Below are 17,761 nucleotides of genomic sequence, written 5' to 3'. Positions count from 1 at the left end.
ACGATCGGGCCGGGCAGTGGCAGGGTGAGCGGCATGGACGGTCGTGACCTGGTGCGTTCGGTGAAGGCGATCGGTTCGGCGGGGGTGGCTCAGGGGCTGCGCACCGTACGGGCCGCATGGCGCAGGAGGCGTGCCGACGCCGCCGGGTTGCCGGCGCGGGGCGCCGAGCGGGCTCGGGTGCCCGGGCCGGTGGTGGATGTGGAGCCGGGTCCCGGCGGCGGGATCGTCCGGTTCGGCCGGTCCGCGCTGCGGGTCACCGTCGATGTGAACGGGGCGGTCTTCTGGGGCTGGGACGGGGCCGGGCCGGAGCCGTCGTACGCGCTCGCGGGGCGGTGCCCCGAGCCGGATCCGCGGGCCGTTCTGGAGCCGGACAAGGACGGCGGCTGGCGGGTGGTGGCGGAGCGGGTGACGGTCATGGTGTCGCGGCACGGGGCCGTCGAGGTGCGTACGCCCGGTGGTGTGACCCTGCGGCGTGATCTGCCGCCCCGGTGGTGGGAGCCGGTCGGTGGGGGCGAGGCGCGGTGGGTGCAGCGCTCCGAGGTGGCTGCCGACGCGCGGTTCTTCGGTCTGGGCGGCCGGGCGGCCGGCCCCCGGCTGCGTGGCGGAACATATCGGCTGTGGAACACGGACCCCGGTCACCCGTTCGCGCCCGGCGACGATCCGCTGTACCTCACGATGCCGGTGCAGATGGTGGTGGCCGACGCGGCCACGCATCTGGTGTTCCACGACACCACGTGGGACGGCACGGTGACGCTGCGCGAGGGCCAGGAAGGCGCCGGGTCGGGGCACGACCGGGCCGGGACGTCGGAGCTGCGGATGGACGGGGGGCCGCTGCGCTGTTGGGTGATCGTGGGCACCCCCGCGCGCGTGCTGCATGCCTGGGCCGCCCTCACAGGGGCTCCGGCGCTGCCGCCCGCTTGGGCGTTGGGGCATCATCACGCGCGGTGGGGCTTCGGGAGCGAGCGGGAGGTGCGGCGGATCGTCGCGGGCTACCGGGACCACGGTCTGCCACTGACCGCGATCCACCTGGACATCGACCACTACGACGCCCATCAGGTGTTCACGGTGGACGAGGCGAACTTCCCGAAGCTGCCGGATCTCGCGGACGAGTTGCGGCGCGAAGGGATACGGCTGGTGTCCATCGTCGACGCGGCGGTCAAGGCGCTGCCGGGCAACGCGGTGTACGACAGCGGGACGGCCGAGGACGCGTTCGTGCGGGACGCCGCCGGGCAGGTCGTGGGGGGCCTGGTGTGGCCCGGGGAGTCGGTCTTCCCGGACTTCACGCGTGCGCGTACCCGTGCGTGGTGGGGCGGTCTCTACGAGGAGCGTCTGGCGCAGGGCTTCGCCGGGTTCTGGCACGACATGAACGAGCCGACGTCGTTCACGGCGTTCGGCGAGAACACGCTGCCCCGTTCGGTCCGGCACGATCTGGAGGGCCGGGGCGGCGATCATCGCGAGGCGCACAACGTGTACGCCCTGTGCATGGCCCGCGCCGGGTACGAGGGGCTGCGCGAGCTGGTGCCCGAGGAGCGGCCGTTCGTCTTCTCGCGCTCCGGGTGGGCGGGCGTTCAGCGCTACGGAGGGGCGTGGTCCGGGGACGTGGCGACGGGCTGGCCCGGGCTGCGGGCGTCCCTCTCGCTGGTGCTGGGGCTGGGTCTGTGCGGGGTGCCGTACTCGGGCCCGGACGTGGGCGGATTCGACGGCAGCCCGTCACCGGAACTGTATCTGCGATGGTTCCAGCTCGGCGCGTATCTGCCGCTGTTCCGTACGCACGCGAGCCTGCGGGCGGGGCGCCGCGAGCCGTGGGAGTTCGGGGAGGAGATCGTCGGGCACGCGCGCGTGGCGCTCGTCGAGCGACGGCGGCTGCTGCCGTACTTCATGACGCTGGCCCACCTGGCGCGCCGGACGGGGGCACCCTATGTGCGCCCGCTGTGGTGGGGTGCGCCCGAGGACCGGGCGCTGCGCGACTGTGAGGACGCGTTTCTGCTGGGTGACTGTCTGCTGGTGGCGCCGGTGCTGGATCCGGGTGCGGTCCGGCGTGCGGTGCAGCTGCCGCGGGGGCGCTGGTACGACACGGTGACCGGACAGGCGTACGAAGGGCCGGGGCAGGTGGTGCTGGACGCGCCTCTGTCGCGGATACCGGTACTCGCACGCGCGGGTGCCGTGCTGCCGGTCCGGGGCGCCGACGGCGGCCTGGAGCTGGAGGTGTGGGCACCCGCGCGAGGGTGGACGGGGGGCGGGCTCGTGGTGCCGGACGCGGGCGACGGCTGGGACGAGCCCGAGATCGAGCGGTACACGGCCCGCTGGGAGGGGCCGCGTGTCGTCGTGGAGCGGGACGGGGACGAGGGTCCGGCCGAGCCTTCGTATCCCGTGCGGGTACGCGGGCTCGACCGGGGGTGAGCCGGGTTCGGCTCGGCGTGGGTTCGGCTCAGATGTAGCGGCCGCCGAAGAACCCCTGGACGGCCAGGGTGTGCAGGGGGAAGGCGAGCTCGGTGGGTCTGCGCAGCAGGTGCCAGCCCTCCGTCTCGTCCGTGGCGACGGGCGGCGGCAGGGTGGCGACCGGGCGCTCCGGGAGGAGCCCGAAGAGCAGCAGATGACCGTCGGGGGAGCTCATGGCGTCGGCGAGGCGCACCTCGCGGTCGGCCACGCAGATGCCCGTCTCCTCCTTGAGCTCACGGACGACGGCATGCCGCCAGTCCTCCCGGTGGTCGATGAAGCCGCCGGGCAGGGCGGTGCCCCCGCGCGCGGGGGCGATGGTCCGTGTGATCACGACCAGGGCTGTGCCCTTGGTGTCGTACACGGGCTGGAGGGCCACCGCGACGGGGAGCGGATTGCGGTAGGCCACTGTGCGGCAGGCCTCGCAAGTGCGGGGCCAGCTGGACACGCCCTCTCCGTAGGGCGCTCCGCATCTCGAACAATGCGAGTCCGGTGCGGAGTTGGCGGGTGGGTGTTGATTCGGGGACACGCGGCGGACTGTATCCGATCATCTGCTCGTCGTCTTACCGGGGCGGCTCAATGCGCCACACCGCCACATCCGCGGGTATGCGGGAGGGCCGGCCGGAACCACCCCCGTGGGCCCCGGCCGACCCTCCCGATACTGCGACGCCGGGGGGCGCTCGTTGGTTCTCCCGCGACCTGCCCAATTCGAGATGACCGTGGGAGAATTCTGACGATCCGTCAGATCAATGGTCCATCAGATCAGCTCTCCGGGGAGGGACTTTGTCGCGAAGTCGCACGCCTGTGGTCGCCGGATGGTTCACCGGTGAGGGTGAGGGGTTCCGGCTGCTCGGCACGCGCTGTTCGGCGTGTGCCTCGGTGTTCTTCCCCCGCGAGGACGCCCTGTGCCGCAACCCGGGCTGTCCGGGTGGTGACCTGTGTGAGGTCCCGCTGTCGCGCCGGGGCCGTGTGTGGTCGTACACCGACGGCCGGTACCGGCCTCCGTCACCCTACGTGTCCGATCCGGAACTTCCGTGGGAACCGTACGCGTTGATCGCTGTGGAACTGGCCGAAGAACGCCTCGTGGTGCTGGGACAGGCGGTTCCCGGGGTCACCGTCGCCGAACTGGCGGTGGGCATGGAGGTGGAGGTCGTCGCCGGTGTGCTGAACGAGGACGCAGAGACGACCTGGACGACATGGCACTGGAGGCCGACGGGGGTGAGGGCATGACAGGGGAGGTGGCGGTGCTGGGCGCGGGCATGCACCCGTGGGGCAAGTGGGGACGGAGTTTCGTCGAGTACGGAACGGCGGCGGCGCGTGCGGCGCTGGCCGACGCGGGGGTCGACTGGCGGGACGTCGGCTCGATCGTCGGCGCGGACACGGTGCGGGGCGGCTATCCGGGCTATGTGGCGGGGGCGACCTTCGCGAAGGCGCTGGGCTGGCAGGGCGCCCGGGTCACCAGCGTGTACGCGGCCTGCGCCTCGGGGGCTCAGGCGATCGGCACCGCGCGGGCCCAGATCCTCGCGGGCCTCGCGGACGTGGTGCTCGTCGTCGGCGCGGACTCGGCTCCGAAGGGATTCTTCCGGCCGGCCGGAGGGGACCGGGCGGACGATCCGGACTGGTTGCGGTTCAGGGTCCTCGGAGCCACCAATCCGACGTACTTCGGGCTGTACGCGCGGCGGCGGATGGCGGTGCACGGGGACACGCCGGAGGACTTCGCGCGGGTCAAGGTGAAGAACTCCGCGCTGGGGGCGCTCAACCCGTACGCGCGCTACCGCAAGCGGGTCACCGCCGAAGAGGTCGCGGCCTCCGCGGTCGTCGCCGATCCGCTGCGGCTGCTGGACATCTGCGCGACCTCGGACGGGGGTGCGGCGCTGGTGCTGTCCAGCATGGAGTTCGCGCGGCGGCACGGCGTGGCCGAACCCGTGCGGATACGGGCGGTGTCCACGGTGACGCCCCGCTATCCCAACCCGGTGCTGGATCTCCCGGACATCGCCACGGACTCGGCGCTCGCGGTGTCGCCGCCGGAGGAGACGTTCCGGGCGTCGATCGCGCGGGCGGCGTACGAGGAGGCGGGCGTCGGGCCCGAGGATCTCTCGTTCGCCGAGGTCTACGACCTGTCCACGGCGCTGGAGTTGCAGTGGTACGAGGATCTGGGGCTGTGCGGCGAGGGCGAGGCCGCGAAACTGCTGTGGGACGGGGGGACGGCGCTGGGCGGGCGCATACCGGTGAACGTCAGCGGGGGGCTGGCCTCCTTCGGAGAGGCGGTACCGGCGCAGGCGATCGCCCAGGTGTGCGAGCTGGTGTGGCAGTTGCGGGGCGAGGCGACCGACCGGCAGGTCGAGGGGGCGCGGGTGGGCGTCAGCGCCAACCAGGGCCTGTTCGGGCACGGGTCGGCGGTGATCGCCGTTCGATGATCCTCGGACAGGTGTGCGACACGCGCTGTGTCAGCCCGGGAAACCTGCGTGAGCGGCGCGTGAATCGCGTCCCGGGCCGCGTCGGCGGTGCCGTCATGCTCTCGTGCACTCCTGGGTGGGACACGCTGCGCCTCGCCTTCCAGCCGATCCACGATCTGACGACCGGAGGGGTCGCGGCGCTGGAGATACCCGCGCAGGCGCCGCAGCACGCCGCGTCGGGTGCGGGTCCGGGTGGGGCACAGCGGCGGTGAGTACTTCCTGCTCCCCGCCGAATCGGACGGGGTCGATCCGCCGGCCGAGACGATGCTCGACACGCCCTGGTCCGTCGCCGGGCGTGCCGTGTCGCTGTCGTTGTCGCTGGCCATGCTCGTGGGCGTGCCGGGCAGCGTCACCGACCACCGGCAGCCCGACGCGTGCCTGGCGCCGCCGCAGAAGGCAGCCAGGGCACTGGGCGAGGCCAGTTGGATACTGGGGCAGGCCGGGATGCCGAGGCGCGAGATTCGGCGGGGGGCCGAGGCCGGGATGACGGGGTGGGCAGGACCTGGAACGAAGCCGTGGTGACGGGCTGGGCCAGAGGGCCGAGGCCGTGGTGACGGGTGAGGCGGGACCGGGAGCGAACCTGTGGTGACGGGCTGGGCCAGAGGGCCCGAGGCCGTGGTGACAGGTGAGGCGGGACCGGGAGCGAACCTGTGGTGACGGGCTGGGCCAGAGGGCCCGAGGCCGTGGTGACAGGTGAGGCGGGACCGGGAGCGAACCTGTGGTGACGGGCTGGGCCAGAGGGCCGAGGCCGTGGTGACAGGTGAGGCGGGACCGGGAGCGAACCTGTGGTGACGGGCTGGGCCAGAGGGCCGAGGCCGTGGTGACAGGTGAGGCGGGACCGGGAGCGAACCTGTGGTGACGGGCTGGGCCAGAGGGCCGAGGCCGTGGTGACGGGGGTACGGCGGGGAAGTCTGGGCCGTGGCGGTGAGGTGGGGCGAGGCTCGGCCGAGGGTTCCTCGCTCCGGCCGGTTCGGTGTCCGTCGGCCTCGGTTCGGTCCCGCGCGGGTGGGTGCGCCCCGTAGCCGCCCGCAACCGTTGCCGTCCGTGTTCTTGACGCCCCCTGGGTGCCGGTGAACACTTCCCGTGTCGGTCGGCATCGCCGCATTCGGGCGTCTTTGTGCACCGCGCCGCTCGGGCTCCCAGCCCGCGCAACGGGCCATCCTCCGTGGGCGATTCGGCAGCGACGGCACGCTCGTCACGGACGCCGGGCGGGGCGCGGGACCTCCCTGCCTTCGGCTGAAGTAGCCATGGAACGCACCCTGCACGGAAGGTCCGGGGTCGATCACTCCGGGCCGTGGCCAAGGAGCCGCCATGAGCAACGGAGACATATTCGTCGGTGAGGTCATCGGTACGGCGATCCTGATTCTCTTCGGCGCCGGTGTGTGCGCCGCCGTCACCCTCAGGTTCTCGAAGGCGAGGGCGTCGGGCTGGATCGTCATCGCGTTCGGCTGGGGCTTCGCCGTACTGGCGGGCGCCTACACCGCCGCTCCCCTGTCGGGCGGGCACCTCAACCCGGCGGTGACGACAGCGATCGCGATCGACACGGGGAGCTGGGACAAGGTCTGGGTGTATCTGCTCGGCCAACTGGTCGGCGCGATGCTCGGCGCGGTCCTCGCCTACCTCGTCTATCTCGCGCAGTTCCGGGCGAACGTCCGCAAGGAGGGCACCACCGAGGGCACGGCGCACGAACCGACGCCGACCCTCGGGATCTTCTCCACCATCCCGGAGATCCGGAACCCGGTCGCCAACCTGATCACGGAGATCATCGCGACGATCGCTCTGGTTCTGCCGATCCTCGCCTTCGGCCGGAACACGGGCATCGGCATCGGCCAGATCCCCGGCGAAGAGGCCGGAATCTACGGCTCCGGCATCTCGGTCCTGCTGGTGTCCTTCCTGGTCGTCGGTATCGGTCTCTCCCTCGGCGGGCCCACCGGCTACGCGATCAACCCGGCCCGTGACCTCGGCCCGCGCATCGTGCACACCTTCCTGCCGATCCCGAACAAGGGCACCTCGGACTGGGGTTACGCCTGGATCCCGGTCGTCGGCCCCCTGGTCGGCGGTGCCTTCGCGGGCCTCATCTACCACGCAGCCTTCTGACGCGACCGACGACCGACGCAAGACGTGAATCGACGCAAGACGTGAGGGGATGTCATGCCGGACAACGCCCAGAGGTACGTCGCCGCCATCGACCAGGGCACCACTTCGAGCCGCTGCATCATCTTCGACCACGGCGGCGCCGTCGTCGCCGTCGACCAGCGTGAGCACCGCCAGATCTTCCCCAAGCCGGGGTGGGTGGAGCACGACGCCACCGAGATCTGGTCGAAGGTGCAGGCGGTGGTGGCCGGGGCGATCGCCAGGGCGGGCCTGCGCGCCGAACAGATCAGCGCGCTCGGCATCACCAACCAGCGCGAGACGACGGTCCTGTGGGACCGCGTGACGGGCAAGCCCGTGCACAACGCGATCGTCTGGCAGGACACCCGTACCTCGGCGCTCTGCAACGAACTCGGCGGCACTGACGGGCAGGACCGTTTCCGTGAGCAGACCGGTCTGCCGCTGGCCAGCTACTTCTCGGGGCCGAAAGCCACCTGGCTGCTCGACAACGTGCCCGGTCTCCGGGCCCGTGCCGAGCGCGGCGAGATCGCGTTCGGCACGATCGACTCCTGGCTGATCTGGAACCTGACCGGCGGCACTGACGGCGGCCGGCACGTCACCGACGTCACCAACGCCGGGCGCACCATGCTGATGAATCTGGAGACCCTGCAGTGGGACGCCTCGATCCTCTCCGCGATGAACGTCCCGGAGGCGGTCCTGCCGGAGATCAGGTCCTCCGCCGAGGTGTACGGCACCGCGGTGGGCCCGCTCGCCGGCGTACCCGTCGCGTCGGCGCTCGGGGACCAGCAGGCGGCGGTGTTCGGGCAGGCCTGCTACGACGTGGGCACGGCGAAGAACACGTACGGCACGGGCAGCTTTCTGCTGCTCAACACCGGGAACCGGCCCGTGCCGTCGAAGAGTGGTCTGCTCACGACCATGGGGTACAAGATCGGCGACGAGGCGCCGGTGTACTGCCTGGAGGGGTCGATCGCGATCACGGGGGCTCTGGTGCAGTGGTTCCGCGACCAGCTCGGCATCATCCGTACCGCCGACGAGATCGAGCCCCTTGCGGCAAGCGTCGACGACAACGGCGGGGCGTACATCGTGCCCGCGTTCTCGGGCCTGTTCGCCCCCTACTGGCGCTCGGACGCGCGCGGGGTCATCACCGGGTTGACGCGGTACGTCACGAAGGCGCATCTCGCGCGGGCGGTGCTGGAGGCGACGAGCTGGCAGACGCGGGAGGTCGTCGACGCCATGTTCCAGGACTCCGGGGTGCGCATCACGACCCTCAAGGTCGACGGCGGCATGACCAGGAACAACCTGCTGATGCAGCACCAGGCGGACGTCCTGGACGTGCCGGTGATCCGGCCGCGGGTCTCGGAGACGACCTGCCTGGGCGCCGCGTACGCGGCCGGGCTCGCGACCGGGGTGTGGAACGACCTCGACGAGCTGAAGTCGCACTGGCGCAAGGACGTCGAGTGGACGCCGTCCATGGAGGCGTCCGTCCGTGACCGCGAGTACCACAACTGGCGCAAGGCGGTGGAGAAGAGCCTCGGCTGGCACGAGGACGACGTGCGCTGAGGAGGAGGTGAACCGACATCGAGGCCCACGCGCGCGTGCGCGTCCGGCTGCGTGATGCGTAGAACGGGCCCACGCGCGCGTGTCACGGAGCCACGGCCCGTACCCCTGTCGGCGGGGGTACGGGCCGTGCTTCAGGTGGTGGCGGGCTGGCGGTGCTCCGTGGCGTGCGCCATCGCGTGCCGGACGACGGAGACCAGGACGTCCTTGACCGAGTCCCGCCGGCGGGCGTCGCACAGCACGATCGGCACCTGGGGGTCGAGGTCGAGGGCCTGCCGGACGGTCTCGGCGGGGTAACGTGCGGCGTCCTCGAAGCAGTTGACACCGATCACGAAGGGTATGGAGCGCCGCTCGAAGTAGTCGACGGCGGCGAAGCAGTCCTCCAGACGACGTGTGTCCACCAGCACGACCGCGCCCAGGGCACCGGAGGCCAGTTCGTCCCAGAGGAACCAGAAGCGGTCCTGGCCCGGGGTACCGAACAGGTACAGGACCAGGTCCTCTCGGAGGGTGATGCGCCCGAAGTCCATGGCGACGGTGGTGGTCGTCTTGTTCTCCACACCGCTGGTGTCGTCGACCGGGCGGCCCGCCTCGGTGAGCACCTCCTCGGTGCGCAGCGGCTTGATCTCGCTGACCGCGGCGACGCAGGTCGTCTTGCCCACGCCGAAGCCACCGGCCACGAGGATCTTGAGCGTGACGGGCTCGACCGGAGGTGTGCCGCGCTCAGTGCGCCCGAGGATCATCGGTCTTTCTCCTGCTGGATGGTTGGCTGTCACGTATCCACTCCGCTTCCGCGCTGCTCAGAGCGCCCGGAGGCCGTTGATCACGTCGCGCAGAATACTTTCGTCCACCAGCTCGGCCGGCGGGACGGGACGGGTCACGTGGACGAGTTCCTCGTCCACGAGGTCTCCGACGAGGACGCGGACGACTCCGACGGGGAGGTCCAGGTCGGCGGCCAGTTCGGCCACCGACTGGGGGGTGTCACGGCAGAGCTCGACGATACGGACGTGCTCAGGGGAGAGGGAGTGGTCCTCCTCCGGGTCGTCGACGTGCTGTTCCGTGACGACCACGGCGATCAGGTCGAGACGGTGCTGGATCGCGTGGTTGGTCCGGCCGCGTGTCATCGCGTACGGACGCACCACTGGCCCGGCCTCGTCGTCGAACCAGTGGCTTCTTCCCTGACCGTCTCGGCTCATGCCATCCCACTACCCGCCCTGGGGCACATCGGCGCGCGGGGCGGAGCCCAGATGCACGCCGACCCGCTTGACCAGAAGGGTCATCTCGTAGGCGACCTGACCGATGTCGGCGTCGGCGTCGGCGAGGACCGCGAGGCAGCTGCCGTCACCGGCGGCCGTGACGAAGAGAAAGGCCTCGTCGAGTTCGACGACGGTCTGCCGGACACTGCCCGCCTCGAAGTGGCGGCCGACGCCCTTGGCGAGGCTGTGGAACCCGGAGGAGACCGCGGCCAGGTGCTCGCTGTCCTCTCGGGTGAGGTCCTCGGAGACACCCGTGGGCAGTCCGTCGCTGGAGAGCACCAGCGCCTTGCGAATGCTGGCGACGCGCTGGACCAGGTCGTCCAGGAGCCAGTTCAGCTCCCCGGTCGTACCGGTCGCGGTGTGCCCTTCGGCCTTCGGTGCGGTCATCGACCGTCTCCCTTAGTCGTTCCTCTTGGTGCTGAGACGTCTTGGGCGTCCTCGCCCTCGGCGTTCTCCTCGCGGCCGCGCCGCCAACCCCCTTGGAGCGAGGCCATACGGCTGCGTACCTCGTCGGCGTCGCGTTCGGACGGGTCCTGGCGCCGCTCGGGACGGGACCTCTCGCGTTCGGCACGCCGGTCGGGACCGTCCTTCAACTGCGGTGCCAGGCTGGCCTGTCGGACGCGACGGGGCAGCGGGCCCGGAGCTGATTCTGCCTGGTCGGCCGTGGTGTCCGCACGCGGGGTCGGCTCGCCCACACCGTACTGCGAGGTCGTCGGGGCCGCGCCGCCCCCGGGGGTCGTACGGCGGCGCTGGGGCAGAGCGGGGCCCTCGTGACCGCTTGGGGGGAGGGCGCCGGCGCGGTGTGCCCCGGGGACAGCGGGTCCGGGGCGGTCGATCCCGGGCTGGGCCGGCGGTTCGGCGCGCTCGCCGCGCAGGGCGGTGAGCGGCCGCGTGTCGGCGATCCCCTCGGGGCCAGCCGTACGGCCCTGCTGGAGCTCGTCCTCCGCGTGGCTCGCCCTGGCCCCGGTCACCGAACGGCCGTGCGAGCTGACGAGATGGGGGGTCCGGCGCTGCGGCAGCGGTACGGGGCCGAGCGTCGGGTCGGGGTCGGTGAGGGGCGCCTGCTGCCCTTCGCCGTCGCGTGTCGGCTGCTGTTGTTCGTCGGTGACGCCGGTGAGGGAGCGGCGGGGCCGGAACAGCCCGCCCCGCCCGGCCTCCTCGTCGCCGAGGGCACCCGGGAAGCCGCCCAGGGGCTCCAGGTCGACCGGTGCCTCCAGCTCGACCGGGCCGTCCAGGATGGCGGCGGAGAGCCCCGGAAGCCGGATCGGGACCTGGGAGAGCGCCGCGTTGCGCTCGTCCACCAGCTCGGCCTCCCGGGTGGGGTGGGCGCGGTCGAGGCGGAAGCCGATGCCGTTGGTGTCGGGGACGTCGTCGGTGAGCAGGGCGTCGGGGATGAACAGCACGGCCGTGGTGCCGCCGTACGGGGAGGGCTGGAGGGAGACGCGGACCTTCTGCCGCTGCGCGAGCCGGCTGACCACGAAGAGACCGAGCCGGTCGGTGTCGGAGAGTTCGAAGTCGGGGGTCTCGGCGAGCTTGAGATTGGCGTCGAGGAGCGCTTCGGCGGACATGCCGAGGCCCCGGTCGTGGATCTCCAGGGTGAAGCCGTTGGCGACGCGCTCGCCGAGCACCTGCACGGCGGTGTGCGGGGGCGAGAACACCGTGGCGTTCTCCAGGAGTTCGGCCACGAGGTGGGTGAGGTCGGCGACCGCGGGGCCGGTCACGGCGACCCGGGGCAGCCGGCGGACCTCGATCCGCTCGTAGTCCTCGACCTCGGCGACGGCCGCGCGGACGACGTCCATGAGCTGGATGGGCTTGCGCCACTGCCTGGACGGGGCGGCGCCGGAGAGGATGACCAGGCCCTCGGCGTGCCGGCGCATACGGGTCGTCAGGTGGTCCAGGCGGAACAGGTCGGCGAGTTCGTCGGTGTCCTCGGTCCGGCGTTCCATGGTGTCGAGGAGGGTGAGCTGTTTGTGCAGCAGGACCTGGCTGCGGCGGGCGAGGTTGACGAAGACCTCGGAGATGCCACTGCGGAGTTCGGACTGCTTGACGGCCGCCTCGACGGCCGCCCTCTGCAGGGTGTTGAGGGCCTGGCTGACCTCACCGATCTCGTTCTTGTCGTACTCCAGGTGCGGCACCTCGGTCTCCACGTCGACCTGTTCGCCCGCGGCGAGCCGGCGCATCACGCTGGGCAGCCGCACCCCGGCTGTCTCGTGTGCCTCCTGGCGGAGCCGGCGCAGGTCGCGGATGAGGACGCGGCCGATACGGACGGACATGAAGAGCGAGACGAGCAGGGCGAAGAGGCCGAGGACACCGGCGACGGCGGCCTTCAGGATGACGTTGGTGGCCAGCGGGCGGACGCGGTCCTGGTAACGGTCGCCCGCCTCGACGCTGAGGTCGCGGAGGTCCGCGAGCACGGGCTCGACCGCGGTGTCCCAGCTCTTCGCGGTGACACCGCGGGGCTTGCCGGGGTCGGAGCCGATGACGGCCTGTTCGACCGAGCGCAGGGGCGCGGTGCTCGCGTTCTTCCAGTAGCCGCCGATGCGGGCGCGCTCGGAGGAGGGCAGCTGCGACAGGCTGATGTCGTACATCAGGGTGCGCTGGGCCACTAGGTCGGAGAAGTCCCGGATCTCGTCCTTCGCGATCCGGCCCGTGACGAGCACGGAGCTGATGAGCGCGTCCTCGCGGGAGAGGAGCTCACGGGCGCGGCCGACGTTGACCAGCGCGCGCCCCTGCTTGTCCATCTCCACGTTGTCGAGGGCCGGGAGATTGGACAACAACGTGAAGCACGGATCCACGAGGCTGTTGTAGTAGTCGAGGGCCTTGGGGATGGTGACGGTGCCGCTCTCGACGGTCGTGCGCAGGGACGGCAGACCGTCGAGGGCGTCCAGGATCGCCGTGAGCCGCAGCGAGGTCGCCTCGCCCATCTCGTCCCGCAGCTCGGAGTTCTGGGCGTGCTCGCGGAACTTCTTGACGGCCGTGTCCGTGGCGGACCGGCTGCGGTCGAGTGCCGTGAGCGCGTCGGAGGCCCGGGGGTCGGCGAGGTAGACGAGGGTCTGGCGGCGTTCCTGCTGGAGGACACGGATGGTGTCCTCGGTGGGGAAGCCGACCTCCTGAACGATGTCCGCCACCCTGAAGAGATCGCTCGCCTCACGGCCCGTCAGCACCGTGGCGAACGTCCAGACACCCGTCAGCGCCACCAGGGGCACGAGCAGCAGCGCCACGATCTTCCGGCGGATCGATTTCCCGCGAAAGCGCATGGCCTCCCCCAGCTCGACCCCCGCCAGGCCCGGGGGCACACATGTGCGTCAACAAACGGCGTGAGCCTACTACCGACTCACACCTATCTCGAAGAGCCGGTCGGGCGTACTCGGCACCCGAGGCGAACCAGACATGGGGAGTTGTCCGTTCATTGGGGGAGATTGCTCCCCCCTGTCCAGCACTTGAACCCATGGCATCCCGTCGGGGAAGTTGGCCGATTGGCCGGATTTTTGCGTTCCGTGGGAATCTTCGGCGTACGTCGATCGTCTTTCTGTACGGGAATTGGGGGCGGAATGGGCCACAGGCCCCGCATGCCGCTCCCAGGCGGCGTAAAACAGAGGAAGTCGGGCACCAGTGGGGGGCCGGGTCCAGGGATCCGGATCTGTTGGTCCACCGGCGGTGGGGAGTGACAAGTTGATGGGCACGGCGGAGCGGCGCGCAGCGCCCGGGGACGGAGTGGTGACGCCCGAGGTGGCGGCACGAAGCGCTCAGGAACCGGCGCTCGGTCTCCTGACGGGGGAGAGCGTCGCGGTGGAAGTACGGAGGCTCTCCGCCCGTGGTGACGAAGAGCGGGTGCATTACCGGCCGTTGTGGATCGAGGAACCGGCGCGCAAGCGGCGGCTGCCCGACCCCGTGCGGACGGCGGCGGTGCGTGCGGTCATCATCATCGCGGTGACACTGATGCAGGCGATGGTGGCGTTCCTGTGCACCCTGGCGGGTTCCTGGCTGGCGTTCCCCATGATGCTGAGCAGTGTGGCGAGCACGATCGCGGCGACGTGGGGCGTGCTGGACGTCTGGGTGACCCGCCAGGTGTGGAGCCAGCGCAACGGCGTGATCTCGGCCCCCAGCAGCACGGCGCGCTCGTTGCGCCGTGAGCGGCGGCGGACCCGCCGCGAGGCACGGGCCATGGAGCGCGCGCAGGAGCGGATACGCCGACGGGGTGGCGCCGGGCAGCTTTCGCACCCGTAGGGCCACCGGGGGTGGGCCCGTGGGACCCATGGGCCCACCCTCCGAACGGCCGTCAACTCCATGCGAGTCCCTGCTCGTCGGCCACGCGGGTCGGTTCAGTCCCGGTTCGGACGGTGGCGGGGTCGGCCGGAAGAGAGCCCTTCGGGGCGCGATTCGGCAAGCTCGTACCGGCGCGCGGCCTCGCGCGCGTGATCTCTCGTTTCGAAACCTGTGAACGTACGCATCCGGCCATGGCGTCGCGGGGGCGCCCCAAGGGTGGTGTGCTTGGCGTCACCGGCGCCACCCCGGGACCTTTCGGACGTGGTTGCCGGAGAACGTGAGGGCGGCTCCCTCGGATGCCCAGGTTTCTGACCAGACGTGTCGACCGTCACATTCGGCCTCCTTTTTGGCATAGAACGCGGTCCTCCGGTTAGGTGCCCAGCCGCGAGGGCGCCTGCCGTACGGCGCTGACCAGGAGGAACGAGAGACATGCCCGAACTTTTCATCGGCGGAGCATGGCAGTCCGCGCTCGACGGGCGGACGCGTGAGATCCGCTGTCCCGCCGACGGCAGCCTGGTCGCGGTCGTCGACGAGGCCGGCGGCAAGGACACCGCGGAGGCGATCACTGCCGCCCGTCGCGCCTTCGACGAGGGCCCCTGGCCCACCACCTCGCCCGCCGACCGCGGCGACCTGCTGCTTCGGGTGGCCGACCTCCTCGTACGCGACAAGGACGCGCTCGCCCGCGCCGAGTCCCTCGACACCGGCAAGAGGCTGGTGGAGAGCGAGTACGACATCGACGACATCGCGAACTGCTTCCGCTACTTCGGACGGGCGGCCACCGCCGAGACGGGCCGGGTCGTCGACACCGGCCAGGCGGGCGTCGACAGCCGGGTCGTGTACGAGCCGGTCGGGGTGTGCGCGCTGATCACGCCCTGGAACTACCCCCTCCTCCAGACGGCCTGGAAGGTCGCCCCGGCGCTCGCGGCAGGCAACACCTTCGTACTCAAGCCGAGCGAGCTGACCCCGCACACCGCTATCCATCTGATGCGTCTCCTGGAGGAGGCCGGGGTGCCGGCGGGCGTTGCCAACCTGGTCCTGGGCGCGGGCCCCGAGGCGGGGGCCCCGCTCTCCGACCACCCGGACGTGGACCTGGTCTCCTTCACCGGCGGTCTGCACACCGGGCGCCGGCTCATGGCCAACGCCGCCGCGAGCGTGAAGAAGGTCGCTCTGGAGCTCGGCGGCAAGAACCCGAACATCGTCTTCGCCGACGCCGACTTCGACACGGCGGTCGACATGGCCCTGACCGCGGTCTTCCTGCACTCGGGGCAGGTGTGCTCGGCGGGCGCCCGCCTGTTGGTGGAGGACTCGCTGCACGACCGATTCGTCGACGAGGTCGTCCGCCGGGCGCGGGAGATCCGGCTCGGCGGCCCCTTCGACGAGCGGGCGCAGACCGGCCCGCTGATCTCGGCGGCACATCGCGCGAAGGTCGAGGAGTACGTCGCTCAGGGCGTAGCCGAGGGCGCCGTGCTGCGCTGCGGTGGCGAGCGGCCGAGCGGAGCCGCGTACGACGGGGGCTTCTACTATCTGCCGACCGTCCTGGACGAGTGCACGAGCACGATGTCGGTGGTGCAGGACGAGTCGTTCGGTCCGGTACTGACGGTGGAACGGTTCAGCACCGAGGACGAGGCGGTATGGCTGGCCAACGACACGATCTACGGTCTGGCCGGTGCCGTATGGACGACGGACGAGGCCAGGGCCCAGCGCGTCGCGGCCCGGCTGCGGATCGGCACGGTGTGGATCAACGACTACCACCCGTATGTACCGCAGGCCGAATGGGGCGGTGTCAAGCAGTCCGGCTTCGGCCGCGAGCTCGGGCCCGCGGGGCTCGCCGAGTACCGCGAGGCGAAGCACATCTGGCGCAACACTGACCCTTCACCGCAGGGTTGGTTCGCCTAGCTTTTCCCTCCCCACGCACCGCTCTCCCTCACGGCCCCGCCCCCCGCACCGTTCTCCTGCGCCGTTCTCGGCACCCCGCAAGAGCCCTCCCCTCCTCTCCAAGGCCCACCAGGAGTCCGCTCATGACGACCATCGAGCAACCCACCGGACCGAAGAACACATCCGACGACGCCGAGCTGACCGAGTTCGGCTACAGACCCGAACTCAAGCGCACCCTCGGCAACTTCCACACCTTCGCCGCCGGGATCAGCTACATCTCGATCCTGACCGGCACCTTCCAGCTGTTCTACTTCGGCTTCGCCAGCGGCGGCCCCGCCTACTGGTGGTCGTGGCCGATGGTGTTCGTCGGCCAGTTCATGGTCGCGCTCTGTTTCGCCGAGCTGGCGGCCCGCTACCCGGTGGCGGGCTCGGTCTACAACTGGTCGAAGAAGATAGGCAATCCGCATCTGGGCTGGCTCGCCGGCTGGATGATGCTGATCGCCTCCATCGTGTCGATCGCGGCGGTCGCACTGGCCTACCAGCTGACGCTGCCCCAGATCTCCGACGTGTTCCAGTTCGTCGGGGACGGCACCGGTCAGTACGACGTGGCCACCAACGCGGTCATCCTGGCCGCGGTGTTGATCCTCTTCACCACCGTGGTGAACGCCTTCGGCGTCAAGCTGATGGCCAGGATCAACACGGCGGGCGTGTTCATCGAGCTGATCGCCACCGTCGTACTGATCGTGCTGTTCGCCGTACACATCACGCGTGGCCCGCAGGTGGTCCTGGACACGAACGGCACCGGAGCCAGTTACGGCAACGGGTACCTGGGCGCGTTCCTCGTGGCCTCGCTGGCGTCCGCGTACGTCATGTACGGCTTCGACACGGCCGCCTCGCTCGGTGAGGAGTCGCTGGACCCGACCCGGAACGCGCCGCGCGCGATCATCCGGGCGATCGTCGCCTCGTTCGTTCTCGGCGGACTGATCCTGCTGCTGGCGCTGATGAGCGTGTCCAGTCTGAAGGGTGAGCAGCTGTCCACGGACGGTCTGCAGTACGTCGTGCTCAACGTGCTCGGCCCGACGGCCGGCAAGGCGATGCTGTGGTGCGTTCTCATCGCGGTCACCGTGTGCGCCCTGGCCGTCCACACCGCCGCGGTCCGGCTGGCGTTCGCGATGGCCCGCGACAACAACCTGCCCGCGTCCTCGAAGCTGGCCAAGTGCCACCCGCGGTTCCAGACACCGGTACTGCCGACCGTGATCATCGGGGTCCTGGCCCTGGGGATCCTCGTGGTCAACATCCGTCAGCCGCAGATCTTCACCGTGGTGACCAGCATCGGCATCATCATGATCTACCTGGCCTATCTGGGCGTCACCGTGCCGATGCTGGTGGCGCGGCTGCGCGGCAAGTGGCAGCCCGCCGGGGACGGCCGGTTCTCACTGGGCCGCTGGGGCATCCCCGTCAACATCCTCGCCGTGCTCTGGGGCGGAGGCATGACCCTCAATCTGATCTGGCCGCGGGCCGCGGTCTACAACGCGGCCGCCCCGTTCCACTGGTACCTGCAGTGGGGCGCGGTCCTCTTCGTCGGGATCATCGCCGGCGGCGGCTTCGCCTACTACTGGTTCATCCAGCGGCACAGGACGGGCGTGCTCGCCGAGCACCGTGTGGTCACGGACGCCGGGACCACGCCGCCGCCCGCGCCGCCCGCCGCCCCCGTCGCCTCCCCGGCGGCCGACTGAGGGCCCGATCCCCCCGTCCGACACAGCACAGCACAACAGCACGGCAGCACAGCAACGCAGGAGGTCAACT

15 protein-coding genes are annotated in these 17,761 nt (G+C 70.9%); 10 read left to right on the top strand and 5 right to left on the bottom strand.

The genetic code is table 11. The annotated features are described in order from the left end of the window. The first annotated feature begins 33 nt into the window (after positions 1–33). On the top strand, positions 34–2,400 hold the full coding sequence (locus OG622_RS40915; RefSeq protein WP_371581765.1) for a glycoside hydrolase family 31 protein: 2,367 nt from the start codon (positions 34–36) through the stop codon (positions 2,398–2,400). A 28-nt stretch (positions 2,401–2,428) separates the two neighbouring features. Here the strand turns inward: OG622_RS40915 and OG622_RS40910 are convergent, their stop codons facing one another. Then, on the bottom strand, positions 2,429–2,965 hold the full coding sequence (locus tag OG622_RS40910) for an NUDIX domain-containing protein (RefSeq protein WP_371581764.1): 537 nt from the start codon (positions 2,963–2,965) through the stop codon (positions 2,429–2,431). 275 nt (positions 2,966–3,240) lie between these two features. Here OG622_RS40910 and OG622_RS40905 point away from each other — a divergent pair, with 275 nt between their 5' ends. From OG622_RS40905 to glpK, 6 genes are all read left to right on the top strand, one after another. Further along, positions 3,241–3,666, top strand: coding sequence for a Zn-ribbon domain-containing OB-fold protein (locus tag OG622_RS40905; protein ID WP_371584376.1), 426 nt, complete (start codon positions 3,241–3,243; stop codon positions 3,664–3,666). After that, complete coding sequence (locus OG622_RS40900) at positions 3,663–4,853, top strand: lipid-transfer protein (RefSeq protein WP_371581763.1); 1,191 nt, start codon at positions 3,663–3,665, stop codon at positions 4,851–4,853. The genes OG622_RS40905 and OG622_RS40900 overlap by 4 nt, the downstream gene beginning before the upstream one ends. Positions 4,854–4,912: 59 nt before the next feature. Next, on the top strand, positions 4,913–5,104 hold the full coding sequence (locus OG622_RS40895; RefSeq protein WP_371581762.1) for a hypothetical protein: 192 nt from the start codon (positions 4,913–4,915) through the stop codon (positions 5,102–5,104). Then, positions 5,085–5,414 carry a hypothetical protein gene (locus OG622_RS40890; protein ID WP_371581760.1) on the top strand — a complete coding sequence of 110 codons (330 nt, stop codon included), beginning with the start codon at positions 5,085–5,087 and terminating at the stop codon, positions 5,412–5,414. Before OG622_RS40895 ends, OG622_RS40890 begins: the two co-directional genes overlap by 20 nt. Before the next feature lie 789 nt (positions 5,415–6,203). Next, entirely contained in the window at positions 6,204–6,989 is a 786-nt protein-coding gene (locus tag OG622_RS40885; RefSeq protein ID WP_371581758.1) for an MIP/aquaporin family protein, read from the top strand. Positions 6,990–7,043: 54 nt separating this feature from the next. Further along, the gene (gene glpK, locus OG622_RS40880) at positions 7,044–8,564 is read left to right on the top strand and encodes a glycerol kinase GlpK (RefSeq protein WP_371581757.1); all 1,521 of its coding nucleotides are present in this window, start codon (positions 7,044–7,046) and stop codon (positions 8,562–8,564) included. A 131-nt stretch (positions 8,565–8,695) separates the two neighbouring features. On the opposite strand, the gene OG622_RS40875 is transcribed toward glpK, so the two are convergent. The 4 genes from OG622_RS40875 to OG622_RS40860 are packed head-to-tail and all read right to left on the bottom strand — an operon-like array spanning position 8,696 to position 13,071. Continuing rightward, complete coding sequence (locus tag OG622_RS40875; protein WP_371581755.1) at positions 8,696–9,301, bottom strand: ATP/GTP-binding protein; 606 nt, start codon at positions 9,299–9,301, stop codon at positions 8,696–8,698. Positions 9,302–9,358: 57 nt separating this feature from the next. After that, positions 9,359–9,754, bottom strand: coding sequence for a DUF742 domain-containing protein (locus tag OG622_RS40870; protein ID WP_371581754.1), 396 nt, complete (start codon positions 9,752–9,754; stop codon positions 9,359–9,361). A gap of 9 nt (positions 9,755–9,763) precedes the next feature. Continuing rightward, the gene (locus tag OG622_RS40865) at positions 9,764–10,201 is read right to left on the bottom strand and encodes a roadblock/LC7 domain-containing protein (RefSeq protein WP_371581752.1); all 438 of its coding nucleotides are present in this window, start codon (positions 10,199–10,201) and stop codon (positions 9,764–9,766) included. Beyond that, complete coding sequence (locus OG622_RS40860) at positions 10,198–13,071, bottom strand: nitrate- and nitrite sensing domain-containing protein (protein ID WP_371581751.1); 2,874 nt, start codon at positions 13,069–13,071, stop codon at positions 10,198–10,200. The genes OG622_RS40865 and OG622_RS40860 overlap by 4 nt, the downstream gene beginning before the upstream one ends. 418 nt (positions 13,072–13,489) lie before the next feature. Between OG622_RS40860 and OG622_RS40855 the strand changes: the two genes are divergently transcribed. The 3 genes from OG622_RS40855 (at position 13,490) to OG622_RS40845 (ending at position 17,691) form a co-directional block, all read left to right on the top strand. Further along, a complete protein-coding gene (locus OG622_RS40855; protein WP_371581750.1) occupies positions 13,490–14,041 on the top strand; it encodes a hypothetical protein in 552 nt (183 codons plus the stop codon). 468 nt (positions 14,042–14,509) lie between these two features. Continuing rightward, complete coding sequence (locus tag OG622_RS40850; RefSeq protein WP_371581748.1) at positions 14,510–15,976, top strand: aldehyde dehydrogenase family protein; 1,467 nt, start codon at positions 14,510–14,512, stop codon at positions 15,974–15,976. Positions 15,977–16,098: 122 nt separating this feature from the next. After that, the gene (locus OG622_RS40845) at positions 16,099–17,691 is read left to right on the top strand and encodes an APC family permease (RefSeq protein ID WP_371581747.1); all 1,593 of its coding nucleotides are present in this window, start codon (positions 16,099–16,101) and stop codon (positions 17,689–17,691) included. The last annotated feature ends 70 nt before the right edge of the window (positions 17,692–17,761 follow it).

Source organism: Streptomyces sp. NBC_01314, assembly GCF_041435215.1.
Classification (GTDB): Bacteria; Actinomycetota; Actinomycetes; order Streptomycetales; family Streptomycetaceae; genus Streptomyces.
This window is presented reverse-complemented; position numbering and strand designations above follow the sequence as displayed.

Excerpts from the sequence above, each read along its gene's own strand:
- OG622_RS40900 (WP_371581763.1), top strand. The coding sequence starts at position 3,663 with ATGACAGGGGAGGTGGCGGTGCTGGGCGCGGGCATGCACCCGTGGGGC.
- OG622_RS40875 (WP_371581755.1), bottom strand. The coding sequence starts at position 9,301 with ATGATCCTCGGGCGCACTGAGCGCGGCACACCTCCGGTCGAGCCCGTC.
- OG622_RS40860 (WP_371581751.1), bottom strand. The coding sequence starts at position 13,071 with ATGCGCTTTCGCGGGAAATCGATCCGCCGGAAGATCGTGGCGCTGCTG.
- OG622_RS40915 (WP_371581765.1), top strand. The coding sequence starts at position 34 with ATGGACGGTCGTGACCTGGTGCGTTCGGTGAAGGCGATCGGTTCGGCG.
- OG622_RS40855 (WP_371581750.1), top strand. The coding sequence starts at position 13,490 with ATGGGCACGGCGGAGCGGCGCGCAGCGCCCGGGGACGGAGTGGTGACG.
- OG622_RS40850 (WP_371581748.1), top strand. The coding sequence starts at position 14,510 with ATGCCCGAACTTTTCATCGGCGGAGCATGGCAGTCCGCGCTCGACGGG.
- OG622_RS40865 (WP_371581752.1), bottom strand. The coding sequence starts at position 10,201 with ATGACCGCACCGAAGGCCGAAGGGCACACCGCGACCGGTACGACCGGG.
- OG622_RS40885 (WP_371581758.1), top strand. The coding sequence starts at position 6,204 with ATGAGCAACGGAGACATATTCGTCGGTGAGGTCATCGGTACGGCGATC.
- OG622_RS40845 (WP_371581747.1), top strand. The coding sequence starts at position 16,099 with ATGACGACCATCGAGCAACCCACCGGACCGAAGAACACATCCGACGAC.
- OG622_RS40870 (WP_371581754.1), bottom strand. The coding sequence starts at position 9,754 with ATGAGCCGAGACGGTCAGGGAAGAAGCCACTGGTTCGACGACGAGGCC.
- glpK (WP_371581757.1), top strand. The coding sequence starts at position 7,044 with ATGCCGGACAACGCCCAGAGGTACGTCGCCGCCATCGACCAGGGCACC.